This window comes from Rhodococcus sp. OK302, from assembly GCF_002245895.1.
Taxonomy (GTDB): Bacteria; Actinomycetota; Actinomycetes; order Mycobacteriales; family Mycobacteriaceae; genus Rhodococcus_F.
Window position 1 is genome coordinate 759,155 of the sequence record NZ_NPJZ01000001.1, and the last position, 19,656, is coordinate 778,810.

Sequence of the window (19,656 nt, forward strand, 5' to 3'; positions counted from 1 at the left end):
CGCCGATCGCAAAGAATTAGCTGAAATCGCAGCGATGACGTATGGTGGGATTATCAGAGGGTCGCCGTCAGTCTGGCAGCCGGTCGCTCGCCCAGGTTAAAACCACCAAGGGCAAGCATCCAGTTCGGTAAATCCGCACCTCTGATCACTACGCATTTTCATCAGTCCCGCAGATTGTTGACCAGGCCGAAGACCCCGCTGAGATCCATCGGGTCCGCCGCCAATCGCGTACCGACTGCACCAGTATCAACTAGCGCTACCTACCGCGTGAGCTCTCAGCTCGCGCGGTTCAAGAGGAATATCCATGCACAACACCATGATTCATACCGACCAACACAAGACCACGGATCAAACCCGTGTGCGCGCACTCGAAATCGTCTGCACGCTGTACCGATGCACCACCGACGAAGCCGCTGCGCTGCTGGTCGAGCATTCACAAACCAACCACATCAAGGTCTCCAACCTGGCCAAGGCCCTGGTTGCACTCATCGACGATTCGTCGTCGAACTCGATGTCCGAAAGCGCGTCTACTCTGGCTGCACATTTCTGGCTTCGCGAGATCCGGAACCTGAGCCAGACCCAGCGTCGCAGCGATCACTTTCATCGCCACCTCGTCAGCGCCTGATCCTTCCGAAAAACAAAAGCTGGGGCCGTCCACGATTTCCGTGTACGGCCCCAGCTTTGTCTTGCCGTAGATCAAACAGACTCAGGCACATGAGCCTCGACGTCAGGGCCTGAATCGGGTTTTCTCTTCGTACGGAAGGGGCACCCCAGAGTGGGCACCTGACCGGAGGACCGAATCATGACCGCTCACATCGCGTTACCCAGTGCGTCGACGTGCCAACGTTATGTCGTCGCAGTCGCCGCCTCGGTATTTGCCGAATCCGTTGTCTGGTGCGATTGTCCGGCGTTCGATGCAGTGCTCGTATTACCGGGCGAGCTTCCGCCTCACAGTGGCCACCGAGCGGTCTTGGCGTGGAATCACTATTTCGGTTGGGCTCTCGGCGTCGAAGACACCCCGAACTCGTCGTTCTCGGTCATCGAATGCCTCGGGCTCGGCCGCATGCCCGATCCCTTTGTGTGCGCCGACCGGGCAGTCGAGTTGATAGCGCGGGCCACAGACTGACTCTCCTCATCGGCGCCTGACCGCGCGGGCATACTATCGAGCGCGAGTTCGCACGCCCGACGAAGGAGACCGACATGGACCCGTCCCCCAGGCCTGTCGGCCAGATCGCCGACATCGAGGTCGAACCGGACGGCAAAGCGACGCTGCGCGCTCGGCAGACTCCTCGAAGTGAGCGCCGCGCGATCGGCAAGAACCTCCGCAAGCAGGTGCCGCGGTCCGCGCTCGGAGATTGGTCTCCCCCGATCACTCGTCGCGATCCGGTCGATCAGGTAAATACCGCCCACGAGGGTCGACTCGACTGGCTGGTTCCCATCCGGGTCGGACGGATGGTTGCGTCGCCGTACGGATTCCTTCGCGGCACAGCGGGTTTGATGGCCGAGGACCTTTCGACATTGCCGTCTACCGGCATCAATCCCGTCATCTGCGGCGACGCGCATGTCGGTAATTTCGGTTTCTACGGCTCCCCCGAACGTGAACTGGTCATCGACCTCAACGATTTCGACGAAGCTCATCCCGGCCCCTGGGAATGGGATCTACGACGGCTGGTCGCGAGCATCTGGGTGGCCGGCCGCCAGAACGGCTTCACTGAAAGCCAGTGCGAGAGTGCAACAGTCTCGTGCACCTCGGCATATCGCAACCACCTGGCCACACTTGCAGAACGCCCACTCTTCGGCCGATCGTTCGACCGCGTCAATCTCGACGGCCTCACCGCCCACATCACCGATCCCGGACTGCAGGCCGAGATCGCGCGTGCGGCCGATCGCGCCCGCAAACGCACCAGCGATCACGCGCTTTCCCGCTTCACCGTCCAAGAAGGCGGACAGCGAAAACTGCTCGAAAACCCGCCGCTGACTACTCATCTCACCGACCAGGACGCCGACTTTTTACTACAAGGACTGGACGAGTACCTCGAAACCCTTGCGCCACACTGGCGTCGAGTGGTTTCGGGCTACAACGTCGTTGACGTCGCACACCGCGTCGTGGGCGTCGGTAGTGTGGCACTCCGCGCCTATGTTGCACTCTGCGAGGGCAGCATCCCGGACGACGTCCTATTCCTGCAACTCAAGCAGGCTCGCCGATCCGTCGTCGCTCCGTTCGTTCACGGCAAGTCCGCGTGGCACGATCACCAGGGCCGACGCGTCGCCGAGTATCAGCAAGCACTTCAAACCGTCAGCGATCCCCTGCTCGGCTGGTGCACGGTCGACGATCGCCAGTATTACGTCCGCCAGTTCCGCAACATGAAGGGTTCGGTGGATCTCAACACCATCGACGCGTCGGCGCTCACCGATTATGTTGCAATCTGCGGTCGACTGTTGGCCAAAGGCCATGCCCGGACCAGTGGTGCGTCATTGATCTCGGGATACCTGGGCTCCTCCGACGTGGTCGACACCGCCCTCGCCCGCTTCGCACGGCTGTACGCCGACCAGACGGAACGCGATCACGAAGAGCTACGCAAAGCTGTAACCAGTGGCAGAATCGCTGCCGAAACCGGTATCTGACATTTCTGCACTTCGGTGGTGTTCGTCACGGATCAATGCATACCCCTGGGGGTATCTGGCATCCTGGAGTTCGAACCCAGCAGACCAGGAGCGCACAGATGATTCTCGAGCAGTACTACATCGAATGCCTCTCGCACGCCTCATACCTGATCGGCGACGAGAGCAGCGGAACGGCCATCGTCGTGGACCCTCGCCGCGACGTCGACGGATACCTCGAGGACGCGCAGCGCTACGGCCTGAAGATCGTGGGCGTCGTCAACACTCACTTCCATGCCGACTTCGTCTCCGGCCATCTCGAACTGCGCGATGCCACCGATGCCTGGATCGCATTCGGCGAGTCCGCTGAAACCGAGTACCCCATCAAACGACTCACTCACGGCGAGCGCATCTCACTCGGCGACGTCGATATCGAAGTACTCTCGACGCCGGGTCACACCTGGGAATCGATCAGTCTGTTGATCCGCGAATACGCCGACGCCGTACCGACAGCAGTACTGACAGGCGATTCACTGTTCATCGGCGACGTCGGACGCCCAGATCTGGCCAATCTCGGAGATGGAACCAATACCGATCTGGCACAAGCGATGTACCGGACCATCCACAATGTCCTTCTCGCACTGCCGGATTCCGTGACCGTCATGCCCGCCCACGGCGCCGGTTCTTCCTGTGGCAAGAACATGTCGGACCAGCTGACCTCTACCATCGGCGAGCAACGACGCACCAATCCGTCCGTCGCTCCGATGAGCGAAGGCAGCTTTGTCGACATGATCACCGCCGGACAGCCTTCCGTGCCGTCGTACTTCGCTACCGACGTGGCGCTGAACAAAAGTGCCCGCACGCTACTCGATCCCGCGCGGGTTGTTCCGCAGTTGAGTTTCGCGGATCTTCGTGCGGAAATGTCTTCAGGCACAGCAATCCTCGACGCTCGTAGTGTCGAGGACTTCGCGGCCGGCCACCTTGCCGGAACTGTCAACGTCGGCTTCGACGGCCGCTTCGCAGAGACCGGCGGAATGGTGGCCGAGATCGGCGATCGGATCGTCCTTATCACCTACCCCGGCGAACAGCAGGAAGCCGCTAAACGCTTGGCACGCATCGGATCCGACAACGTTATCGGCTTCGTCAACTCCGGCGGCACCTTTCCGGCGGAGTTGATCGACCTCGTGCGGACTGCGCCACGCACCACCGTGTCGGAGTTGGCACAATTACTCGCCGATGACGCCGTCACCCTCGTCGACATTCGCAACCCTGGCGAGCGAGAGTTCGGCACGATTGCCGGTGCTGTGTCCATACCCCTCGCGCAGTTGCGTTCTCGGATAGACGAATTGCCGAAGGATCGTCCCGTGATCGTCCACTGCGCCGGCGGGTGGCGATCCAGCGTCGCCGCTTCATTGCTGCGTGCACAGGGCCTCGAACATGTCACTGACCTGGCCGGCGGTTACAACGCCTGGCTCGCTGCATAACCGTCCACCATTTCAAGGAGAAAATTATGTGTTCCCCCGTCACCTGCTCGACCTGCTCGAAAACCACCTGGAGCGGTTGCGGCCAGCATGTCGACGACGTCATGAGGTCGGTTCCCACCGCCCAGCGTTGTACGTGCGAGCGCCCGAGTGGCTTCTTCAAAAACTTGTTCCGGCGGTAGGTAAATGACGCTCGCCCTGACCCTGGCACTGGGTTCCGTCATCGGGATCCTGCTGGGGCTACTCGGCGGCGGCGGATCAATACTCGCGGTTCCGGTCCTGGTCTACGCCTTGGGCATTCCGCTCGAGCAGGCAGTGCCGATGTCATTGTTGGTTGTCGGCATCGCGTCACTGTTCGGCGCCATCCCCAAAGTTGCCGCGAGACAAGTTCAATGGCGTCTGGCGGCAGTCTTTGCCGCCACCGGACTTCTCGCGGCATTCGCGGGCAGTGCCGTTAACCGGATCCTTCCTCCCGCGGTCACGATGACAGGCTTTGCCGTAGTCATGGTTGTCGCGGGGATCCGGATGCTGTCGGAGACATCCAACGTCGGGACCGCGTGCCGCATCGAGGGGGCGGGCATCAACTGGCGTCGGTGCACCTCACGCGCCATCCCCGCCGGCCTGGGCGTCGGCTTCCTGACGGGACTCTTCGGCGTTGGCGGCGGCTTTCTCATCGTTCCGGCCCTGGTACTGCTGCTGGGTGTCGAGATGTCCGTCGCGGTTGGTACCTCACTGGTGATCGTGACCGCCAACTCCGGTTCGGGTTTGATCGCTTACCTCGGGGATCTCACGCTCGATTGGGGATTGGTCGCGGCGTTCACCGTCACCGCAATCGCCGGGTCAGTGGTAGCCGGCCGGTTCGGTCAACACATCGACAAGGCTCGTTTGCAAAAGTGGTTTGCGTACTTGATCTTTGCGGTCGCAGCGTTTGTGGTGCTTCAGGTGATTGTGGGTACCTGATCGCGTTCAGTTGACCGTTAAGCAGCGAACTTGATCGAATGAGTCATGACGTCGACCTATATCGATCTACGCTCGGACACCGTCACCACCCCTGACTCGGAGATGCGCAAGGCCATGGCCGACGCAGAAGTCGGTGACGACGTCCTCGATCACGATCCGACGATGGCCGCACTCGAGGAACAAGTGGCGGATCTACTCGGGTTTCCTGCTGCCCTGTGGGTGCCCAGTGGTTCGATGGGCAATCTCATCGCGTTGATGATGCATCTGCGTCGCGGCGACCAGTTTCTGGCACCCGAGCACTCACACGTACTCGGTTCGGAGTTGGGAACCGCGGCATGGCTGGCTCAGGGCATGCCGATGGCCTTGCCCCACGACGGTGGACCCGGGCAGCCCACTCCCGATACGGTTCGCCGAGCAGTCGGGCCCGGCGGTCCGTACTACACGCTGAATACCACGTTGCTGTGCCTGGAGAACTCGCACAACTTCGCGGGCGGAGCAGTCATGACGACTGTTCAATGGACGGCACTGGTCGAGGCCGCACGATCAACCAATCTGCTCATCCACCTCGACGGCGCCCGGTTGTGGAATGCCGCAGCAGCGCTGCATGTTTCGCTCGACGAGTTGACTCTGGGAGCCGATACAGTTCAGGTGTGCCTGAGCAAGGGGTTGGGCGCGCCGGTGGGATCGGTGTTGGCTGCGTCCACCGAGCGAATCGCTGAAGCGCGGCGCATCCGAAAGATGCTCGGTGGAGGGATCCGTCAAGGCGGAGTGCTGGCCGCGGCCGGCATCGTTGCGTTGGCCTCGCGTCACCGACTGGTCGACGACCACGCCAATGCACAACTACTCGCACGCGGACTGCGTGAACGTGGATGGAACACAACAGAACCCGAAACAAATATCGTTCTCGCCGACGTCACCGACCCGAGCGCCGTTGTTTCACGCCTCGCCACTGTGGGTGTCGGCGCAGTGACTGTGGCCGGCAAGGTGCGGTTTGTGACTCACCGGGATGTGAGCACCGACGATATCGAGTCCGTACTGGATCGAGTGAGTGCAATCAGTACCTGAACGCGGCGATAGACCTACGCTGGAACCATGTTCATGCGCAGCGCAAAGACATTTGTCCCCGATGCACTTCGTGGACTGATCGCGTCCACCGATGATATTTCCTGGAATCCCGACCCCGGATACCTCACGCGGGCGCACCCTCTTCCGCGCGGGCAAGTCGCCATCGTGTCCGGCGGCGGATCAGGACATGAACCTCTGCATGCCGGATTTATCGGCGCGGGCATGCTGACTGCCGTCTGCCCCGGTCTGATCTTCACCTCACCCAACGCGCTCCAGATTCACGAGGCATCCAAAACCATCGACGTCGGCGGCGGTGTCCTCCATATTGTAAAGAACTACACCGGCGATGTCATGAATTTCGGTATCGCACGAGAGTTACTGCGTGAGGACGTGATTGACGCCGATATTGTCCTGGTCGACGACGATGTGGCCTCGGAACGAGCTGACGGCAGCGGCCCCGGGCGTCGAGGCACTGCAGCCACCGTCGTAGTCGAAAAGGTATGCGGTGCAGCGGCCGAGCGCGGTGACAGTTTGGCGGAGGTGGTCAGCATCGGCCGACAAGTAGCGGAATCCGCACGCAGCATGGCCGTCGCGCTGGCACCGTGCACGCTCCCGGGCGCAACGGAGCCGTCGTTCGACCTGCCGGCGGGCCAGATGGAACTGGGGATCGGAATCCACGGCGAGCGCGGAACCGAACGCGTCGACGCTCTGCCTGCACCTGAATTGGTACGACGACTGACTGATCCGATCGTCGACTCACTCCAACTTGTCAGCGGCGATCGTGTCATCGCAGTAGTCAACGGCTTGGGCGCCACCCATCCGTTGGAATTGCAGTTGTTGTTCGCGGAACTCGGAGAATATCTGGACCAGAAGGGAATTCGCATCGAGCGCCCACTGGTCGGAACTTTTGTCACGGCACTGACCATGGCGGGAGCTTCCATCACGCTGGTGCGGGTCGACGACCAAGTCCTCGAATTATGGGACGCTCCGTGCAGTGCTCCGGCATGGCCCAATTCGCCGGCAAGAACGTACTCGGCAGTGGGCCCGAGCGAATCCTTCGGCCCTACGTACACCCTTCCCACGACCCAAGCCGACGACGGAACAGCGTGGGTAGCCGATTGGGCTCAGAAGGTACTCGATCAGGAACCAGCGCTCACCGACTTGGACCGCCGAGCCGGCGACGGCGACTTCGGAACCAACATGGTGGCGGCCCTCGAACAGTTGGACCTCACGGCAATGAGGGATTCCTATTCCACATCAACCGCATTCGATGCACTTTCGCAGGCATACCTCGGGCACGCCGGCGGGACGTCCGGCGCATTGTTCGGCATCTGGTTCCGGCACTTCTACCGCGCAGCGGGCAACGGGAGGTTCGATCTCGCGGCCGTCACTACCGCTGCGCGAGCCGGCCTCGACAACATCACCACGCTCGGCGGCGCACGCCCCGGCGACAAGACGATGGTCGATGCGATAGTCCCCGCCGTCGAGGCGCTCGAGGAGGCAGTTCGGTCCGGCACCACGTACGACACCGCTCTGCGTCAGGCTGCAAATGCCGCTCACGCCGGCGCCGAATCAACTGAAGCGATGGTCGCCAATCGAGGCCGCGCAAGTTACGTGGGCGAGGCTGCGCGCGGGGTGATCGATCCGGGCGCGCTGGTAATTGCCTGGTTCTTCGAGTGTGGGGCGGGTCACTAAACATCAGTTAAAGAAGTGTGGTTAATCTGGCATCACACGCACGTCGTTTGCGACCTGTCTGGAAAGCACAGGATCGCATGACAACCAGGAGCAGCCCATGCTGAGCACGATGCAAGACGCCCCACTCTCCATTGCTCAAATTCTGCGCCACGGCGCCACGGTGCACAGCGATGCCGAGGTTGTGACCTGGACTGAAGCCGGCCCTCGCCGATTGACCTATGCCGAGGTCGGGAAGCGCTGCGCTCAGCTCGCTCACGCTCTGCGCGGATTGGGCGTCGACGGAGACCAGCGCGTTGCCACGTTCATGTGGAACAACTCTGAGCACCTCGAGGCATACCTGACTATCCCTTCGATGGGCGCCGTGCTCCACACGCTCAACATCCGATTGTTCCCGGAGCAGCTGATCCACGTTGCCAATCACGCCGAAGATCATGTGATCATCGTCGATCCGTCCATCATCCCGTTGCTCGCCCCGCAGTTGCCGTCGCTCACGACGGTCAAGCACATCATCGTGACAGGCTCCTCCACAGCGGGCCTCGAGGCTCCCGCGGGCGTCGAGGTTCACACGTACGAGGGCTTGATCGCCGAGCAGCCGACGGAGTTTGCGTGGCCCGAGGTTGACGAGCGCAGCGCCGCTGCGATGTGTTACACCTCCGGCACCACCGGAGACCCCAAAGGTGTTGTGTACTCACATCGTTCGATCTACTTGCATTCCATGCAGGTCTGCATGAGCGATGGCCCCAACCTCCGACAGGGCGACCGCGCGCTGGCAGTTGTTCCGCAGTTCCATGCAATGTCGTGGGGACTTCCCTACGCCGCCTTCATGATCGGCGCGTCACTGATCATGCCCGACCGCTTCCTGCAGCCCGCTCCGATGGCTGCGATCATCGCCAGCGAGAAGCCGACGTTCGCGGCCGCAGTGCCCACCATCTGGCAAGGACTGCACCTCTACCTCGAGCAGAACCCGCAGGACATCTCGTTCATCCGTGAGGTTCTGATCGGCGGCTCCGCCGTTCCTCCCTCACTGATGCATGCTTTCGAAGAGCAGCACAACGTCAGCGTCCTGCATGCGTGGGGCATGACGGAAACCTCCCCGCTGGGATCGGTTGCCCGTCCCCCGGTCGGCGTCACCGGTGATGCAATGTGGAAGTACCGGTACTCACAGGGTCGTTTCCCCGCTTCCGTCGAAGCGCGCCTGATCGACGACGACGGCAAAACTGTTGCACACGATGGTGTTTCCGTCGGCGAGCTTGAAGTTCGCGGACCGTGGATCACCGGCGCTTACTACGGCGTCGACGCAGCCGACAAGTTCAATGAGGGCTGGCTCAAGACCGGCGACGTCGGATCTATCACCGCCGACGGCTTCCTCAGCCTCTCGGACCGCTCCAAGGACATCATCAAATCGGGTGGCGAATGGATTTCCTCCGTCGACCTCGAGAATGCTGTGATGGGGCACCCGGATGTCACCGAAGCCGCCGTTATCGGTGTCCCGGACGAGAAGTGGGACGAGCGCCCGTTGGTTGCTGTCGTCTTGCGAGCAGGCTCGACAGCGACGATGTCCGAACTGCAGGAATACCTTTCAGGCAAGGTCGCGAAGTGGCAGCTCCCCGAGAACTGGGCTGTGGTGCAGGAAGTTCCGAAGACCAGCGTCGGCAAGTTCGACAAGAAGCGCCTGCGGTCCGATTACCACGATGGCGGACTGACGGTCACGCGTCTCTGACATCCACTAGGCATTGAAGGCGGGCAACAGGTTAAACCTGTTGCCCGCCTTCAATTACGAGCGATGCCCGACAGTATGCAGCGCGATATCGACGTACTTCTCCGCCAATTGCGACGGCGTCATCGGTCCACCAGTTTGGAACCACCGCGGCAGTGACTGGCACATTCCGAGGATGGCCCGGACAGTCTCGTCGGTGTCGGTGACCGAGAAACTTCCTGACGCCACACCGTCATTGACGATCTTGCGCATCAGGAGCTCGAGCCGCTTCCGACTGGCTGCATAGCGACTTCGACTTTCCGGGGAGACATGGCGAATCTCCGTGTCGAGTGCTGCGTGATGGGATCGATGTGTCATGTACAGAACTATGGCTTCAACCAGTAGCGAGAATCGCGTCACGGGATCTTCGCCCGCTTCTTCCACTGCCGCTTCGGTTCTGGTGTTCAGCTCGTCCATCGACACTTCGAACAACGCGACCAGGACGGCTTCTTTGCTCGCATGGTGGTAGTAGAGCGCGGGAACGGTTACCCCGACACGGTTGGCGATCTGCCGCACCGTTGTGCCGTGGTAACCGTTCTCGTCGAACAACTCCAGCGAATTACGTAGGATGTCGCTCATCGGCAGCGGCGGGAAGGATCGCCACCCCACCGCTACCAAATTCGCATTTTCCACTTCGCTAGTCATGTTTTGGTCGAAATTAGCGCGGTGCCATACGGATTGCACCGTCGAGACGGATGGTCTCACCGTTGAGCATGGGGTTGGAGACGATATGCGCAGCCAAAGCTCCGTACTCGCTGGGATCACCCAAACGGGAGGGGTGCGGAACCTGCTGGCCGAGCGACGCCTGAGCTGCTTCCGGCAAGCTTCCGAGCAGCGGGGTCTTGAACAGGCCCGGAGCGATGGTGTTGACGCGGATGAGCAGCGACGCCAGATCGCGGGCGATGGGCAGGGTCATGCCGACAACGCCACCCTTCGATGCGGAGTAGGCAGCCTGACCGATCTGACCGTCGTACGCAGCAACCGAGGCAGTGTTGATGATGACGCCGCGCTCACCGTCGATGGGCTCGGTCGTCGAAATACGCTCCGCAGCAAGGCGAAGCACGTTGAACGTGCCGATCAGGTTGACATCGATGATCTTCTTGAACGCGTCGAGCGGGAAGGCACCCTTCTTGCTGACGGTCTTGATGGCATTGCCGATTCCGGCGCAGTTGACTGCAACGCGGATGGGCCCGAGGGTCTCGGCCAGGTCGAGTGCGGCCGTGACGGCAGCCTCGTCGGTGACGTCGGCAGCGGCGAAGCGGACGCGGTCGCCGAGCTCCTTGGCAATGACCTCACCATTGGACGAAGGCAGGTCGATGATGACGACGCTAGCCCCGTCTGCGAGAAGGGCTTTGACGGTTGCCAGGCCGAGGCCGGAGGCTCCACCGGTGACGACGGCGACGCTGTCGTTGACGATCATGTGTATTCCTTTCGAGAACGGTGAGAGATTTTAGATACGTTCGATAATCGTGGCGTTTGCCATGCCTGCACCCTCGCACATGGTCTGCAAGCCGTAGCGTCCACCGGTGGCTTCGAGGTGGTTGACCATTGTGGCGAGCAATCGGGTGCCCGAGGATCCGAGTGCGTGGCCGAGCGAGATGGCGCCGCCCCACGGGTTGAGCTTCGCCGGGTCGGCCCCGAACTCGTGCGCCCAGGCCAGCGGGACGGGAGCGAATGCTTCGTTGACCTCGTAGGTGTCCATGTCGTCGATGCTCAGGCCGGCGCGAGCCAATACCTTGTGCGTCGCGGGGATGGGTGCGGTGAGCATGAGCAACGGGTCGTCGCCGACGACTGAGAAGGAATGGAAGCGGGCACGGGGCGTCAGGCCCAGCTTCGACGCCATCTCTTCGCTCATGATCAGAGCGGCCGACGCACCGTCGGTGAGGGGCGAGGAGTTACCGGGGGTGATAGCCCATTGTGCCTGCGGGAAACGTTCCGCGTACTTCTCGGAGTAGAACGACGGCTTCAACCCGGCCAGGCCTTCGGCGGTGGTCGATGCGCGCACGGTCTCGTCGACGGTATGCGAAACAGTCTCTCCGGCGGCGTTGGTCACCGAGATGGGAATGATCTCCTTGTCGAACAGCCCGGCCGCTGCCGCTGCGGCGGCGCGCTGGTGAGACTGTGCGGCAAATGCGTCGAGCGCTTCGCGGTCGAGCTTCCACTTGGAGGTGATCAGTTCTGCGGAGATACCCTGGTTGATCAGGCCTTCGGGGTAGCGAGCGGCGATGCCGGGGCCGGAAGGGTCCTTGCCCACCGACGTGAAGCCCATGGGGACACGGCTCATGGATTCGACACCAGCGGCGATGACGATGTCATAGGCGCCGGCGATGATGCCCTGGGCTGCGAAGTGCGCTGCCTGCTGGCTTGATCCGCACTGGCGGTCGATGGTGGTGGCCGGTACCGAATCGGGGAAGCCTGCGGAGAGGACGGCACTGCGAGTGATGTTGAGTGCCTGCTCGCCGGCCTGGCCGACGCAACCACCGATGACGTCGTCCACCAGGGCGGGATCGAGGCCGTTGCGCTCGACGATGGACCGCAGGACGTGCGCCATCAGTTCCACGGGGTGGGTTCCGGACAGCGCCCCACCGGGCTTGCCCTTGCCGGATGCAATCCGGACTACATCGACGATTACTGCCTTGGTCATCTGCGTTCCCTTCGAGGACGTGCACGTGAGACAGTCCGGCACCCGAGATGCCTGCATCAGGCACCGGACCGTGATCGTGAACGCGAAGCCCAATCACTGACTTAGCGCTCGTTAAATAGCTACCATGCCGGCGGCGCCGGAGTCAATGCCGATCGCCTCCGCACGTGCCCGACGCCTGAAGCGCGCCGCAACACAGTGGCATTCTCAAATCCGGCACCTTCCCAGGAAAATCTGCAGACGGATTACTACTACTAAAGTATTAATATTGAGAATTATTTACGAAAATACCCAGTACTAAAGTCGCAATAGAAGGCCCACGGAGGAGAATTACTAGTACTTTAGTATTAATTCAGCGCGTCGCACTTGGGCCAGAAGTTCCACCTCAATCCCCTCACTGCGCTAACCGAATATTCACTGATCCTCAATTTAGATTGGCGTTTTCATCCCCAAAAATGAGACGTGTTCTATATTTGACCGCATGATGCACCCCCACTCTAAGCAAGCCTTCAAACATGCTGGTGGACGCACGTTTTCAACGCTCGAACAGTAAACCTCTACCTGACACCCTTCGTGGTCGAGGAATCACAGCGATCGGCACAACCGTAGCCACGGTAAATCTGTACCCAGAGTTTCCGACCCTGATGGAGTAGCCCCACCATGACAGCCCACAACGAAACAACCCGACTGACCCGCCGCGGATTCATCGCCGCAGCCGCCGGAGCCAGCGCAGTCGCCGCCACCACCCTCACCGGCACCTGGACCCCCGCCTACGCCATCCCCGCCGGAAGCAGCAGCCTCGGATCCGCCGGCCCCGTCCCCACCCTCCCCACACCCCCCGCATTCCCCGAAGGCATCGCCCTCTACCAACAGGCCTACCAAAACTGGTCCAAAGAAATCATGCTCGACACCATCTGGACCTGCGCCCCCAAAACCCCCGAAGACGCAGTCCGATTGGCTAACTGGGGCCACGCCAACGGCTACACCATCCGCCCCCGCGGAGCCATGCACGGCTGGACCCCCCTGACCATCGTCAACGGCGCCCCCCGCGACAAAGTCATTTTGGCTGACACCATGGTGCATTTGAACTGGGTCAACGTCGACGCCGGCGGACCCGTCCCCACCGTCACCGCCGGACCCGGCGCCACCCTCGACGCCATCACCACCGCGTTGCAGGCTCAAGGCCTCGGCTTCGCGAACCTCCCCGCCCCGGGCGTGCTCTCCATCGCCGGCTGCCTCGCCGTCGACGCCCACGGCGCAGCCCTGCCCGCCGAAGGCGAAGCCCACGTCCCCGGACAAACCTTCGGTTCCCTCTCCAACCTCGTCACCTCCCTGACTGCAGTGGTCTGGAACGGCACCGAATACGCATTGAAGACCTACGACCGCGCCGACACCGCGATCCGCCCGCTGCTGACCAACCTCGGCCGCACCTTCATCACCGCCGTCACATTGCAGGCCTCCCCGAACTACCGCCAACGCTGCGTCAGCTACACCGACATCGGCTGGCAGGAACTCTTCGCCGCCAAGGGCACCCCCGGACGCACCTTCGAAAACTTCGTCCGCGAGAACGGCCGCGCCGAAGCCATCTGGTACCCCTTCACCGAGAAGCCGTGGATGAAGGTGTGGTCCCTCGAACCCACCAAACCCGCCACCTCCCGTGAAGTCACCGGCCCCTACAACTACGTCTTCTCCGACAACCTCCCCGAACCGCTGACGGACATGATCGCCGCGATCAACGCCGGAAACCCCGGTATTGCACCCGCATTCGGGCAGATGATGTACACCACCACCGTCGCCGGCCTCGCCGTCACCAACGCCAGCGACATCTGGGGCTGGTCCAAAGACGTTCAGTTCTACATCAAAGCCACCACCCTCCGGTTGACCGAAGGCGGCGGCGCCGTCATCACCTCCCGCGCCAACATCGGCCAGGTCATCCACGACTTCACCCAGTGGTACAACGGCCGCATCGAGCACTACCGCTCCCTCGGCCAGTTCCCCCTCAACGGCCCCGTCGAAATCCGCTGCTGCGGCCTCGACCAAGACGCCGACGTCCAGGTCCCCTCCGCCGGCGCCCCCACCATCTCCGCGATGCGCCCCCGCCCCGACCACCCGGAATGGGACACCGCGATCTGGCTCAACGTCCTCGGCGTTCCCGGCACGCCCGGCATGTTCGCGTTCTACCGCGAAATGGAACAGTGGATGCGCAGCCACTTCAACGACGAGAACGCGACCTTCCGCCCCGAATGGTCCAAGGGCTGGGCGTTCAGCAGCGAACTACCGTACAAGGACGCCCAGATCATCGAACACGACCTGCCGCAGACCTACCGTGACGGTGTCCCCGTCAACAACAACTGGGACACCGCCAACGCGGCGTTCAACCAGCTCGATCCGCACAAGGTATTCAGCAACACCTTCCTGAACCAGCTTCTCCCCTGATCAGTCGAGTAGAAATGCTGGGCTGAAACAGATTTCAGACGAACAACCGACAACCGAATGCCCTGATGAGGTGCCATCCACCAGGGCATTCGGTTCGGCGCGTCAAGAAGAAGCAACCTATCTGCTCGCAGGTGAATGTCCTTGATTCAACACACTGCAGTGTCCAAAAGAATTGCTTCGAAATTTCGTTGACAAATTTTCCCAAATCGACCACTGCACAATGGATTTGCCCTATCCTGATCCACATGAGCCGATAAAGACCGGCGCATGATCCACAAGTCCGTTTCCCACCTCACGAGGTATCTCACGGCGTGAGTTCAAAATCTGGGAACCTCTGGCTCCTAGTTAACAAACCACACAGAGGCTGGGACGCATTCCGGTCGCCGATCAGGGGAGGTGAAGTCAATGGATACGAAGTATCTCGAATACGCCCTGGCTGACAGGCGATTCTACGATCGACCCCACCAAGATCAGACGCAGCGTCTCAGTGCCAACGTCCGACGATACGAACTGACTGACCTCGAATCGGATGTCGAGTGGAAATCCGTGGAATCCCATGGATGGCAACATCATCAGCCGTCGTTGTCAGTGAAACTTCCGGATCAAGGGTGGAAGATCCACTGTTCGGCAACTTTGCAGAATGCCCAGGCAATCTTGGACATAACATCCAAGTACTGCATCGAACGGCACTACTCGTTCAAATTCCTGCCCAACTCTGCAGCGATGCTCCGTTCCAATATGAAGTACGCACACCGTGGAGGCAGCGGAAAATTCATCACCATCTACCCTCCCGATACAGAGACGTGCGAGAGCCTCCTCAATGAACTGAACGAGCTCCTTCAAGGATTCGACGGACCATACATCCTCTCCGACCTCCGATGGCAGGATGGTCCCCTCTACGTCAGGTACGGGGGATTCGCGCTCAAATACGTTCGTGACCAGTACGACGAACTCGTGCCTGCGATCACCGATCCCGACGGCCGTCTCGTCCCTGACCTCCGCCAGCCCGCATTCCGGCCGCCCACTTGGGTAGAAGTTCCGGACTTCATCGCGAAACAAAAGGAACTTCTCCACGCGGACGGCGACCACCAGACGTTCCCGTACAAAATGATCGACGCTCTCCATTTCTCCAACGGCGGCGGCGTGTACAAAGCCCTCAACGGCAATGGTGCCGAGATCGTCGTCAAGGAGGCACGGCCGTTCGCCGGAATCACACCGGATGGCCGCGACGCAGTTTCGCGCCTCCAGCGTGAACGAGATATTTTGCAGATGCTGAACGAATCACCGTATTTTGCAGGCATACTCGACTATTTCGAGCATTCGAGCCACCACTTCTTGGTGCAGGAATACGTTCACGGCACGACTCTCAATAAAGAACTGGTCGAACGTAATCCGCTGGTGCGCGCCAACGAAACACAGCTGGACCGAGCGACATACCGCGATTGGGCTCTTGGCATCGTCAACGAGGTTCAATCTGCCATCGAGCACCTGCACAGTCAGCGGATCGTGTTCGGTGACCTCCACCCCAACAATATCCTGGTCCTGCCGGACAACTCGATCAAGATCATCGATTTCGAGATGTCCTACGTCGAAGGGCAAGACGAGATAGTGCAGCCGATGGGCGCTCCTGGTTTCACACCTGTGGACGGACGAACCGGGTTGTCGGCAGATCTGTACTCTCTTGCCTGCCTGAAAATTTCGATATTCTTGCCACTCACCGTGTTGCTCGATCTCAGCGCCGAAAAAATTGAGCAACTGGTCGCGGAAGCACACGAACTTTTCGAACTCCCCGATAGCTACTGCCAGAGCATTCTCGAGGTACTTCGTCCGCGACTAAACGCGAATAACGCTGGCATCCATACCCTCCGAGCTATGGAGTCTATCCAGCAATGGAGTGTCCACGACGCGGACGGCGCTGAAAAGATCCAGTCACTGATCGACCTTGGCATCCGTGAGTCGCGGCAACTCTCGCGCTCAGATCGCCTTTACCCCGGGGACATCGCACAGTTCTCGGGAGATTCCTTGAGCATCGCTCACGGACCGTGCGGAAATCTCCTGACTACCGCCATGAGCGAGGAAGATAAGCGCCTCGCGACGGAATGGGTTGACCACACGATTCAGCGCACCCCGAACGTCAGCGTGGGTTTGTACGACGGATTAGCCGGTGCTGCAAGCACCTTCGAACGCCTCGGGCTGCACAGCACCGCCGATATGTGGGCCGAGAGAATCTATCGAGCTCCGTTCGAACTGCTCCCGTCCGAGCTCTTCAGTGGACTCGCCGGCATCGGGCTCTACCTTCTAGAACGGCACCACCGGAATGGTGACCCTGCCTCACTCGACGCGGCCAATCGCATCCGACAGGTCATGCACGACCGTCTACAAGTCCCCAACAGTTCCATTCAATCCGAAAATGGGCAATTGCACGTCGCCACCGGAAAGGGTGGCCTCATGCATGGAGCGAGCGGACAGTCACTCTTCTGGATACGCGCGTACGAAGTCCTCGGGCACAAACAAGATCTTGACGACGCCAAAGAAGCACTCGAACAAGATATTTCGCTGCTCATCGACTGTCCCGACGGATCACTCCAGCTGAACGAAGGATGGCGACGACTGCCATATATCGCCAGTGGGTCTACCGGAGTCGGGCTAGCGATCATGCGCGTAGCGTCACACAGCCCGGAGCCTCGGTACGAGGACTTGCTCGTGAAGATCAGCAATGCCGCGACCGCAGAATTCTGCATCCAGTCCAATCTGTTCAACGGGCGCGCTGGATTCATCTACTACCTACTCAAACTCCTCGAAAGTGGTCGGGACTACGGCCAGACGCGCGAGCACCTCGACGCTCAGGTCAGACGCTTGCAACTGCACGCGATTCCACACGGGGCTGGAATCCACTTTCCTGGCGAACAGTTACTCCGACTGTCCACGGACTGGGCAACCGGTTCGGCCGGCGTTTCCAACATGCTTGGCCTCTACGCCGACAGCCTCCGAGGAACACATGAAGCTACTGCCCCGTTCCTCGGAATGGAGATTCCATTGCACCCCCCGAAACTGAACGCCGAGCGTTCAGTCGCCTAGACAACCCGTCGAGGGTTAACGGAGAGGAGTCCAACAGAGAAAGGATGAAGCAAGAAGGACACTTCCCCAGCGAAGTACTGCATCACCGACCTTGTCCGACATGGATGAGGATCGATCCCAAGTTAGTGATATGAAAGGATATTCAGAATGAAGTCTGTACTCCAATTTCAGGAGATCGCTGAATCAGGAAACCAGAAGCACCAAATCGACGACGGACCTTATTCCTGGAGCGGCTTAAGCACGATATTCTGCTAACTCTTTATTTGAAGGATTCACAGTTCACTTTCGGCTGGATTTGATCAACGTCTTTCGCCACAGAGAATGGTCACACCCGAGGGGTCCAGTAATTAATAAACCCCGATCTCACAGCGATTGCACGGATGCGACCGAAGCTTCCGAGGTGAATCGCTTGGCGCACAGCGTTACCGAATCACACTTCGATAAAGGTTCATCCATGAGACCGACCCGCGAGCAGTTGATCGCCGATCGACGACCAACTGCTCGCGGGTTTTCAACCTGCCGGTTTCGCACAGTTTTCCGGCTCTTCCGTTTCTAGAGTGCATTGATTGATTCCCGGAGCTGACCCGAGTGAATCAGTGACCGCAAGATGTAGTGATCGAGATTGCGGAAACCCAGCGCGATACCTCGTAGATACTCGAGCCGGCCGTTGATCGCCTCGACAGGACCATTCGATGCACCGGTATCGAAGTAGGCCAGGATCTCCTTCCGCCGTTTCCAGAGACTGCGACCGAGCTGAGCCAACTCCGCAAGTTCCTTCGGGACACCGGATTTGATGCGATTGAGGACCTTGTACATCGCCAACTTCCCCGCCCGCTTGTCCGAATCATCGTACGCGGCAACAAGTTCCTGGTAGACGCGTTCGGTGACCTCGACATCGATGTGTTCCTCGTCCGCGAACACCGCCTCAAGTCGCGCATTCTGTTTGTCGGTACGCAACGTCTCTCGGGTCAGCAGCACCCGTTTGATGCCGTACAACGGGTCACCGGACCGGCCGCGGTGACCGAGCGTGACCTGCTGGACCCGCTGCCGACACACGGTCAACTTCTCCGCAGCCAAGTGCACTACGTGGAAGGGATCCATCACCGTCCTGGCCTGCGACAATACGTCTTTGGCGGCCGAGTGGTAGCCGGCGAACCCATCCATCGACACGATCTTCACCCGGTCCCGAAACACCTGATCACGCTCACGCAGCCAGTCCTTGAGCGCCGCAGCGGAACGGCCGGGAACCATGTCGAGCAACCGGGCCGGGCCGGTACCGTCGATGACCGGAGTCAGGTCCACGATCACCGTCACAAAGCTCGGATCACCTTGCCCGCGTACATGTTTCCACTTGTGTTCGTCCACACCCAGGACCCGAACTCTGTCGAGGTGGCCGGGCTGGTCGTAGACCAGGTGCCGGACCGTGGACAGGGCGAGGGAGTTCACCACGTCCCAACTCAACCCCAACGCCGTGGCCACCGCCGAAACCGGCATCTTGTCGCAGGCGAGGCGTCCGAGGATCCAGCCGGCGGTCCGGCGGGTGGTGCAGGCTTTCGAGGCGGCCACCGTGTCGATGCGTTGACGGAACACCGCCACCTCGCAGGCATCGTTGCCGCAGGTGAATCGGGGTAGCCGGATGTGAAGGCGGGTGGGATGACCGACGACGGGGAGGTCGGCGAGGGTGCGGGTGACGTGGTCGCGGAGTCGGCCAGGTTTGCCGCAGGACGGGCACGTCGGGTCGTGTTCGACGGGTCTGCATTCGATGTGGGTGAAGCGTTCGGCGATGGCGGCGCCGGTGATGGTGACGCCGAGTTCGACGGTTCGGCAGATGGTGTCGGCGACGAGGTTAGTAGTCTGGTTCATGGGTCCTGTGGTGTGTTCGGATTCGGTGTAGGAACCTTCATCCTCACATCCCAGGACCCTCTGTATGCCTCTACATCTTG

14 protein-coding genes are annotated in these 19,656 nt (G+C 60.7%); 10 read left to right on the top strand and 4 right to left on the bottom strand.

Annotated features, from left to right (window positions below):
- The first annotated feature begins 304 nt into the window (after positions 1–304).
- The 8 genes from BDB13_RS03495 (at position 305) to BDB13_RS03535 (ending at position 9,522) form a co-directional block, all read left to right on the top strand.
- The gene (locus BDB13_RS03495) at positions 305–625 is read left to right on the top strand and encodes an antar domain protein (protein ID WP_094270423.1); all 321 of its coding nucleotides are present in this window, start codon (positions 305–307) and stop codon (positions 623–625) included.
- A 177-nt stretch (positions 626–802) separates the two neighbouring features.
- Positions 803–1,126 carry a DUF6292 family protein gene (locus BDB13_RS03500; protein WP_094270424.1) on the top strand — a complete coding sequence of 108 codons (324 nt, stop codon included), beginning with the start codon at positions 803–805 and terminating at the stop codon, positions 1,124–1,126.
- 74 nt (positions 1,127–1,200) lie between these two features.
- A complete protein-coding gene (locus BDB13_RS03505; RefSeq protein ID WP_094270425.1) occupies positions 1,201–2,625 on the top strand; it encodes a DUF2252 domain-containing protein in 1,425 nt (474 codons plus the stop codon).
- A 98-nt stretch (positions 2,626–2,723) separates the two neighbouring features.
- On the top strand, positions 2,724–4,085 hold the full coding sequence (locus BDB13_RS03510) for an MBL fold metallo-hydrolase (RefSeq protein ID WP_094270426.1): 1,362 nt from the start codon (positions 2,724–2,726) through the stop codon (positions 4,083–4,085).
- A gap of 183 nt (positions 4,086–4,268) precedes the next feature.
- Positions 4,269–5,042: a sulfite exporter TauE/SafE family protein gene (locus BDB13_RS03520; protein ID WP_094270428.1), complete on the top strand. Its 774-nt coding sequence runs from the start codon at positions 4,269–4,271 to the stop codon at positions 5,040–5,042.
- 45 nt (positions 5,043–5,087) lie between these two features.
- Positions 5,088–6,107 carry a threonine aldolase family protein gene (locus BDB13_RS03525; RefSeq protein WP_094270429.1) on the top strand — a complete coding sequence of 340 codons (1,020 nt, stop codon included), beginning with the start codon at positions 5,088–5,090 and terminating at the stop codon, positions 6,105–6,107.
- Positions 6,108–6,134: 27 nt separating this feature from the next.
- Positions 6,135–7,802, top strand: a complete 1,668-nt coding sequence (locus tag BDB13_RS03530; protein ID WP_094270430.1) for a dihydroxyacetone kinase family protein — start codon at positions 6,135–6,137, stop codon at positions 7,800–7,802.
- A gap of 97 nt (positions 7,803–7,899) precedes the next feature.
- The gene (locus BDB13_RS03535; RefSeq protein ID WP_094270431.1) at positions 7,900–9,522 is read left to right on the top strand and encodes a long-chain fatty acid--CoA ligase; all 1,623 of its coding nucleotides are present in this window, start codon (positions 7,900–7,902) and stop codon (positions 9,520–9,522) included.
- A 54-nt stretch (positions 9,523–9,576) separates the two neighbouring features.
- Here the strand turns inward: BDB13_RS03535 and BDB13_RS03540 are convergent, their stop codons facing one another.
- Genes BDB13_RS03540 through BDB13_RS03550 form a run of 3 tightly spaced genes read right to left on the bottom strand, consistent with a single transcriptional unit; the run spans position 9,577 to position 12,202 of the window.
- Complete coding sequence (locus BDB13_RS03540; protein WP_094270432.1) at positions 9,577–10,203, bottom strand: TetR/AcrR family transcriptional regulator; 627 nt, start codon at positions 10,201–10,203, stop codon at positions 9,577–9,579.
- A 13-nt stretch (positions 10,204–10,216) separates the two neighbouring features.
- Positions 10,217–10,978: a 3-hydroxyacyl-CoA dehydrogenase gene (locus BDB13_RS03545; protein ID WP_094270433.1), complete on the bottom strand. Its 762-nt coding sequence runs from the start codon at positions 10,976–10,978 to the stop codon at positions 10,217–10,219.
- Between the two features lie 30 nt (positions 10,979–11,008).
- Positions 11,009–12,202: a thiolase family protein gene (locus BDB13_RS03550; RefSeq protein ID WP_094270434.1), complete on the bottom strand. Its 1,194-nt coding sequence runs from the start codon at positions 12,200–12,202 to the stop codon at positions 11,009–11,011.
- 657 nt (positions 12,203–12,859) lie between these two features.
- On the opposite strand from BDB13_RS03550, the gene BDB13_RS03555 reads away from it, so the two are divergent.
- The gene (locus tag BDB13_RS03555) at positions 12,860–14,635 is read left to right on the top strand and encodes a cholesterol oxidase substrate-binding domain-containing protein (protein ID WP_094270435.1); all 1,776 of its coding nucleotides are present in this window, start codon (positions 12,860–12,862) and stop codon (positions 14,633–14,635) included.
- A gap of 405 nt (positions 14,636–15,040) precedes the next feature.
- The gene (gene lanKC, locus BDB13_RS03560; protein WP_094270436.1) at positions 15,041–17,713 is read left to right on the top strand and encodes a class III lanthionine synthetase LanKC; all 2,673 of its coding nucleotides are present in this window, start codon (positions 15,041–15,043) and stop codon (positions 17,711–17,713) included.
- A 552-nt stretch (positions 17,714–18,265) separates the two neighbouring features.
- Here the strand turns inward: lanKC and BDB13_RS03565 are convergent.
- Entirely contained in the window at positions 18,266–19,576 is a 1,311-nt protein-coding gene (locus BDB13_RS03565) for an ISL3 family transposase (RefSeq protein ID WP_094270437.1), read from the bottom strand.
- Between the last annotated feature and the right edge of the window lie 80 nt (positions 19,577–19,656).

Excerpts from the sequence above, each read along its gene's own strand:
- BDB13_RS03495 (WP_094270423.1), top strand. The coding sequence starts at position 305 with ATGCACAACACCATGATTCATACCGACCAACACAAGACCACGGATCAA.
- BDB13_RS03500 (WP_094270424.1), top strand. The coding sequence starts at position 803 with ATGACCGCTCACATCGCGTTACCCAGTGCGTCGACGTGCCAACGTTAT.
- BDB13_RS03505 (WP_094270425.1), top strand. The coding sequence starts at position 1,201 with ATGGACCCGTCCCCCAGGCCTGTCGGCCAGATCGCCGACATCGAGGTC.
- BDB13_RS03510 (WP_094270426.1), top strand. The coding sequence starts at position 2,724 with ATGATTCTCGAGCAGTACTACATCGAATGCCTCTCGCACGCCTCATAC.
- BDB13_RS03520 (WP_094270428.1), top strand. The coding sequence starts at position 4,269 with ATGACGCTCGCCCTGACCCTGGCACTGGGTTCCGTCATCGGGATCCTG.
- BDB13_RS03525 (WP_094270429.1), top strand. The coding sequence starts at position 5,088 with ATGACGTCGACCTATATCGATCTACGCTCGGACACCGTCACCACCCCT.
- BDB13_RS03530 (WP_094270430.1), top strand. The coding sequence starts at position 6,135 with ATGTTCATGCGCAGCGCAAAGACATTTGTCCCCGATGCACTTCGTGGA.
- BDB13_RS03535 (WP_094270431.1), top strand. The coding sequence starts at position 7,900 with ATGCTGAGCACGATGCAAGACGCCCCACTCTCCATTGCTCAAATTCTG.
- BDB13_RS03540 (WP_094270432.1), bottom strand. The coding sequence starts at position 10,203 with ATGACTAGCGAAGTGGAAAATGCGAATTTGGTAGCGGTGGGGTGGCGA.
- BDB13_RS03545 (WP_094270433.1), bottom strand. The coding sequence starts at position 10,978 with ATGATCGTCAACGACAGCGTCGCCGTCGTCACCGGTGGAGCCTCCGGC.
- BDB13_RS03550 (WP_094270434.1), bottom strand. The coding sequence starts at position 12,202 with ATGACCAAGGCAGTAATCGTCGATGTAGTCCGGATTGCATCCGGCAAG.
- BDB13_RS03555 (WP_094270435.1), top strand. The coding sequence starts at position 12,860 with ATGACAGCCCACAACGAAACAACCCGACTGACCCGCCGCGGATTCATC.
- lanKC (WP_094270436.1), top strand. The coding sequence starts at position 15,041 with ATGGATACGAAGTATCTCGAATACGCCCTGGCTGACAGGCGATTCTAC.
- BDB13_RS03565 (WP_094270437.1), bottom strand. The coding sequence starts at position 19,576 with ATGAACCAGACTACTAACCTCGTCGCCGACACCATCTGCCGAACCGTC.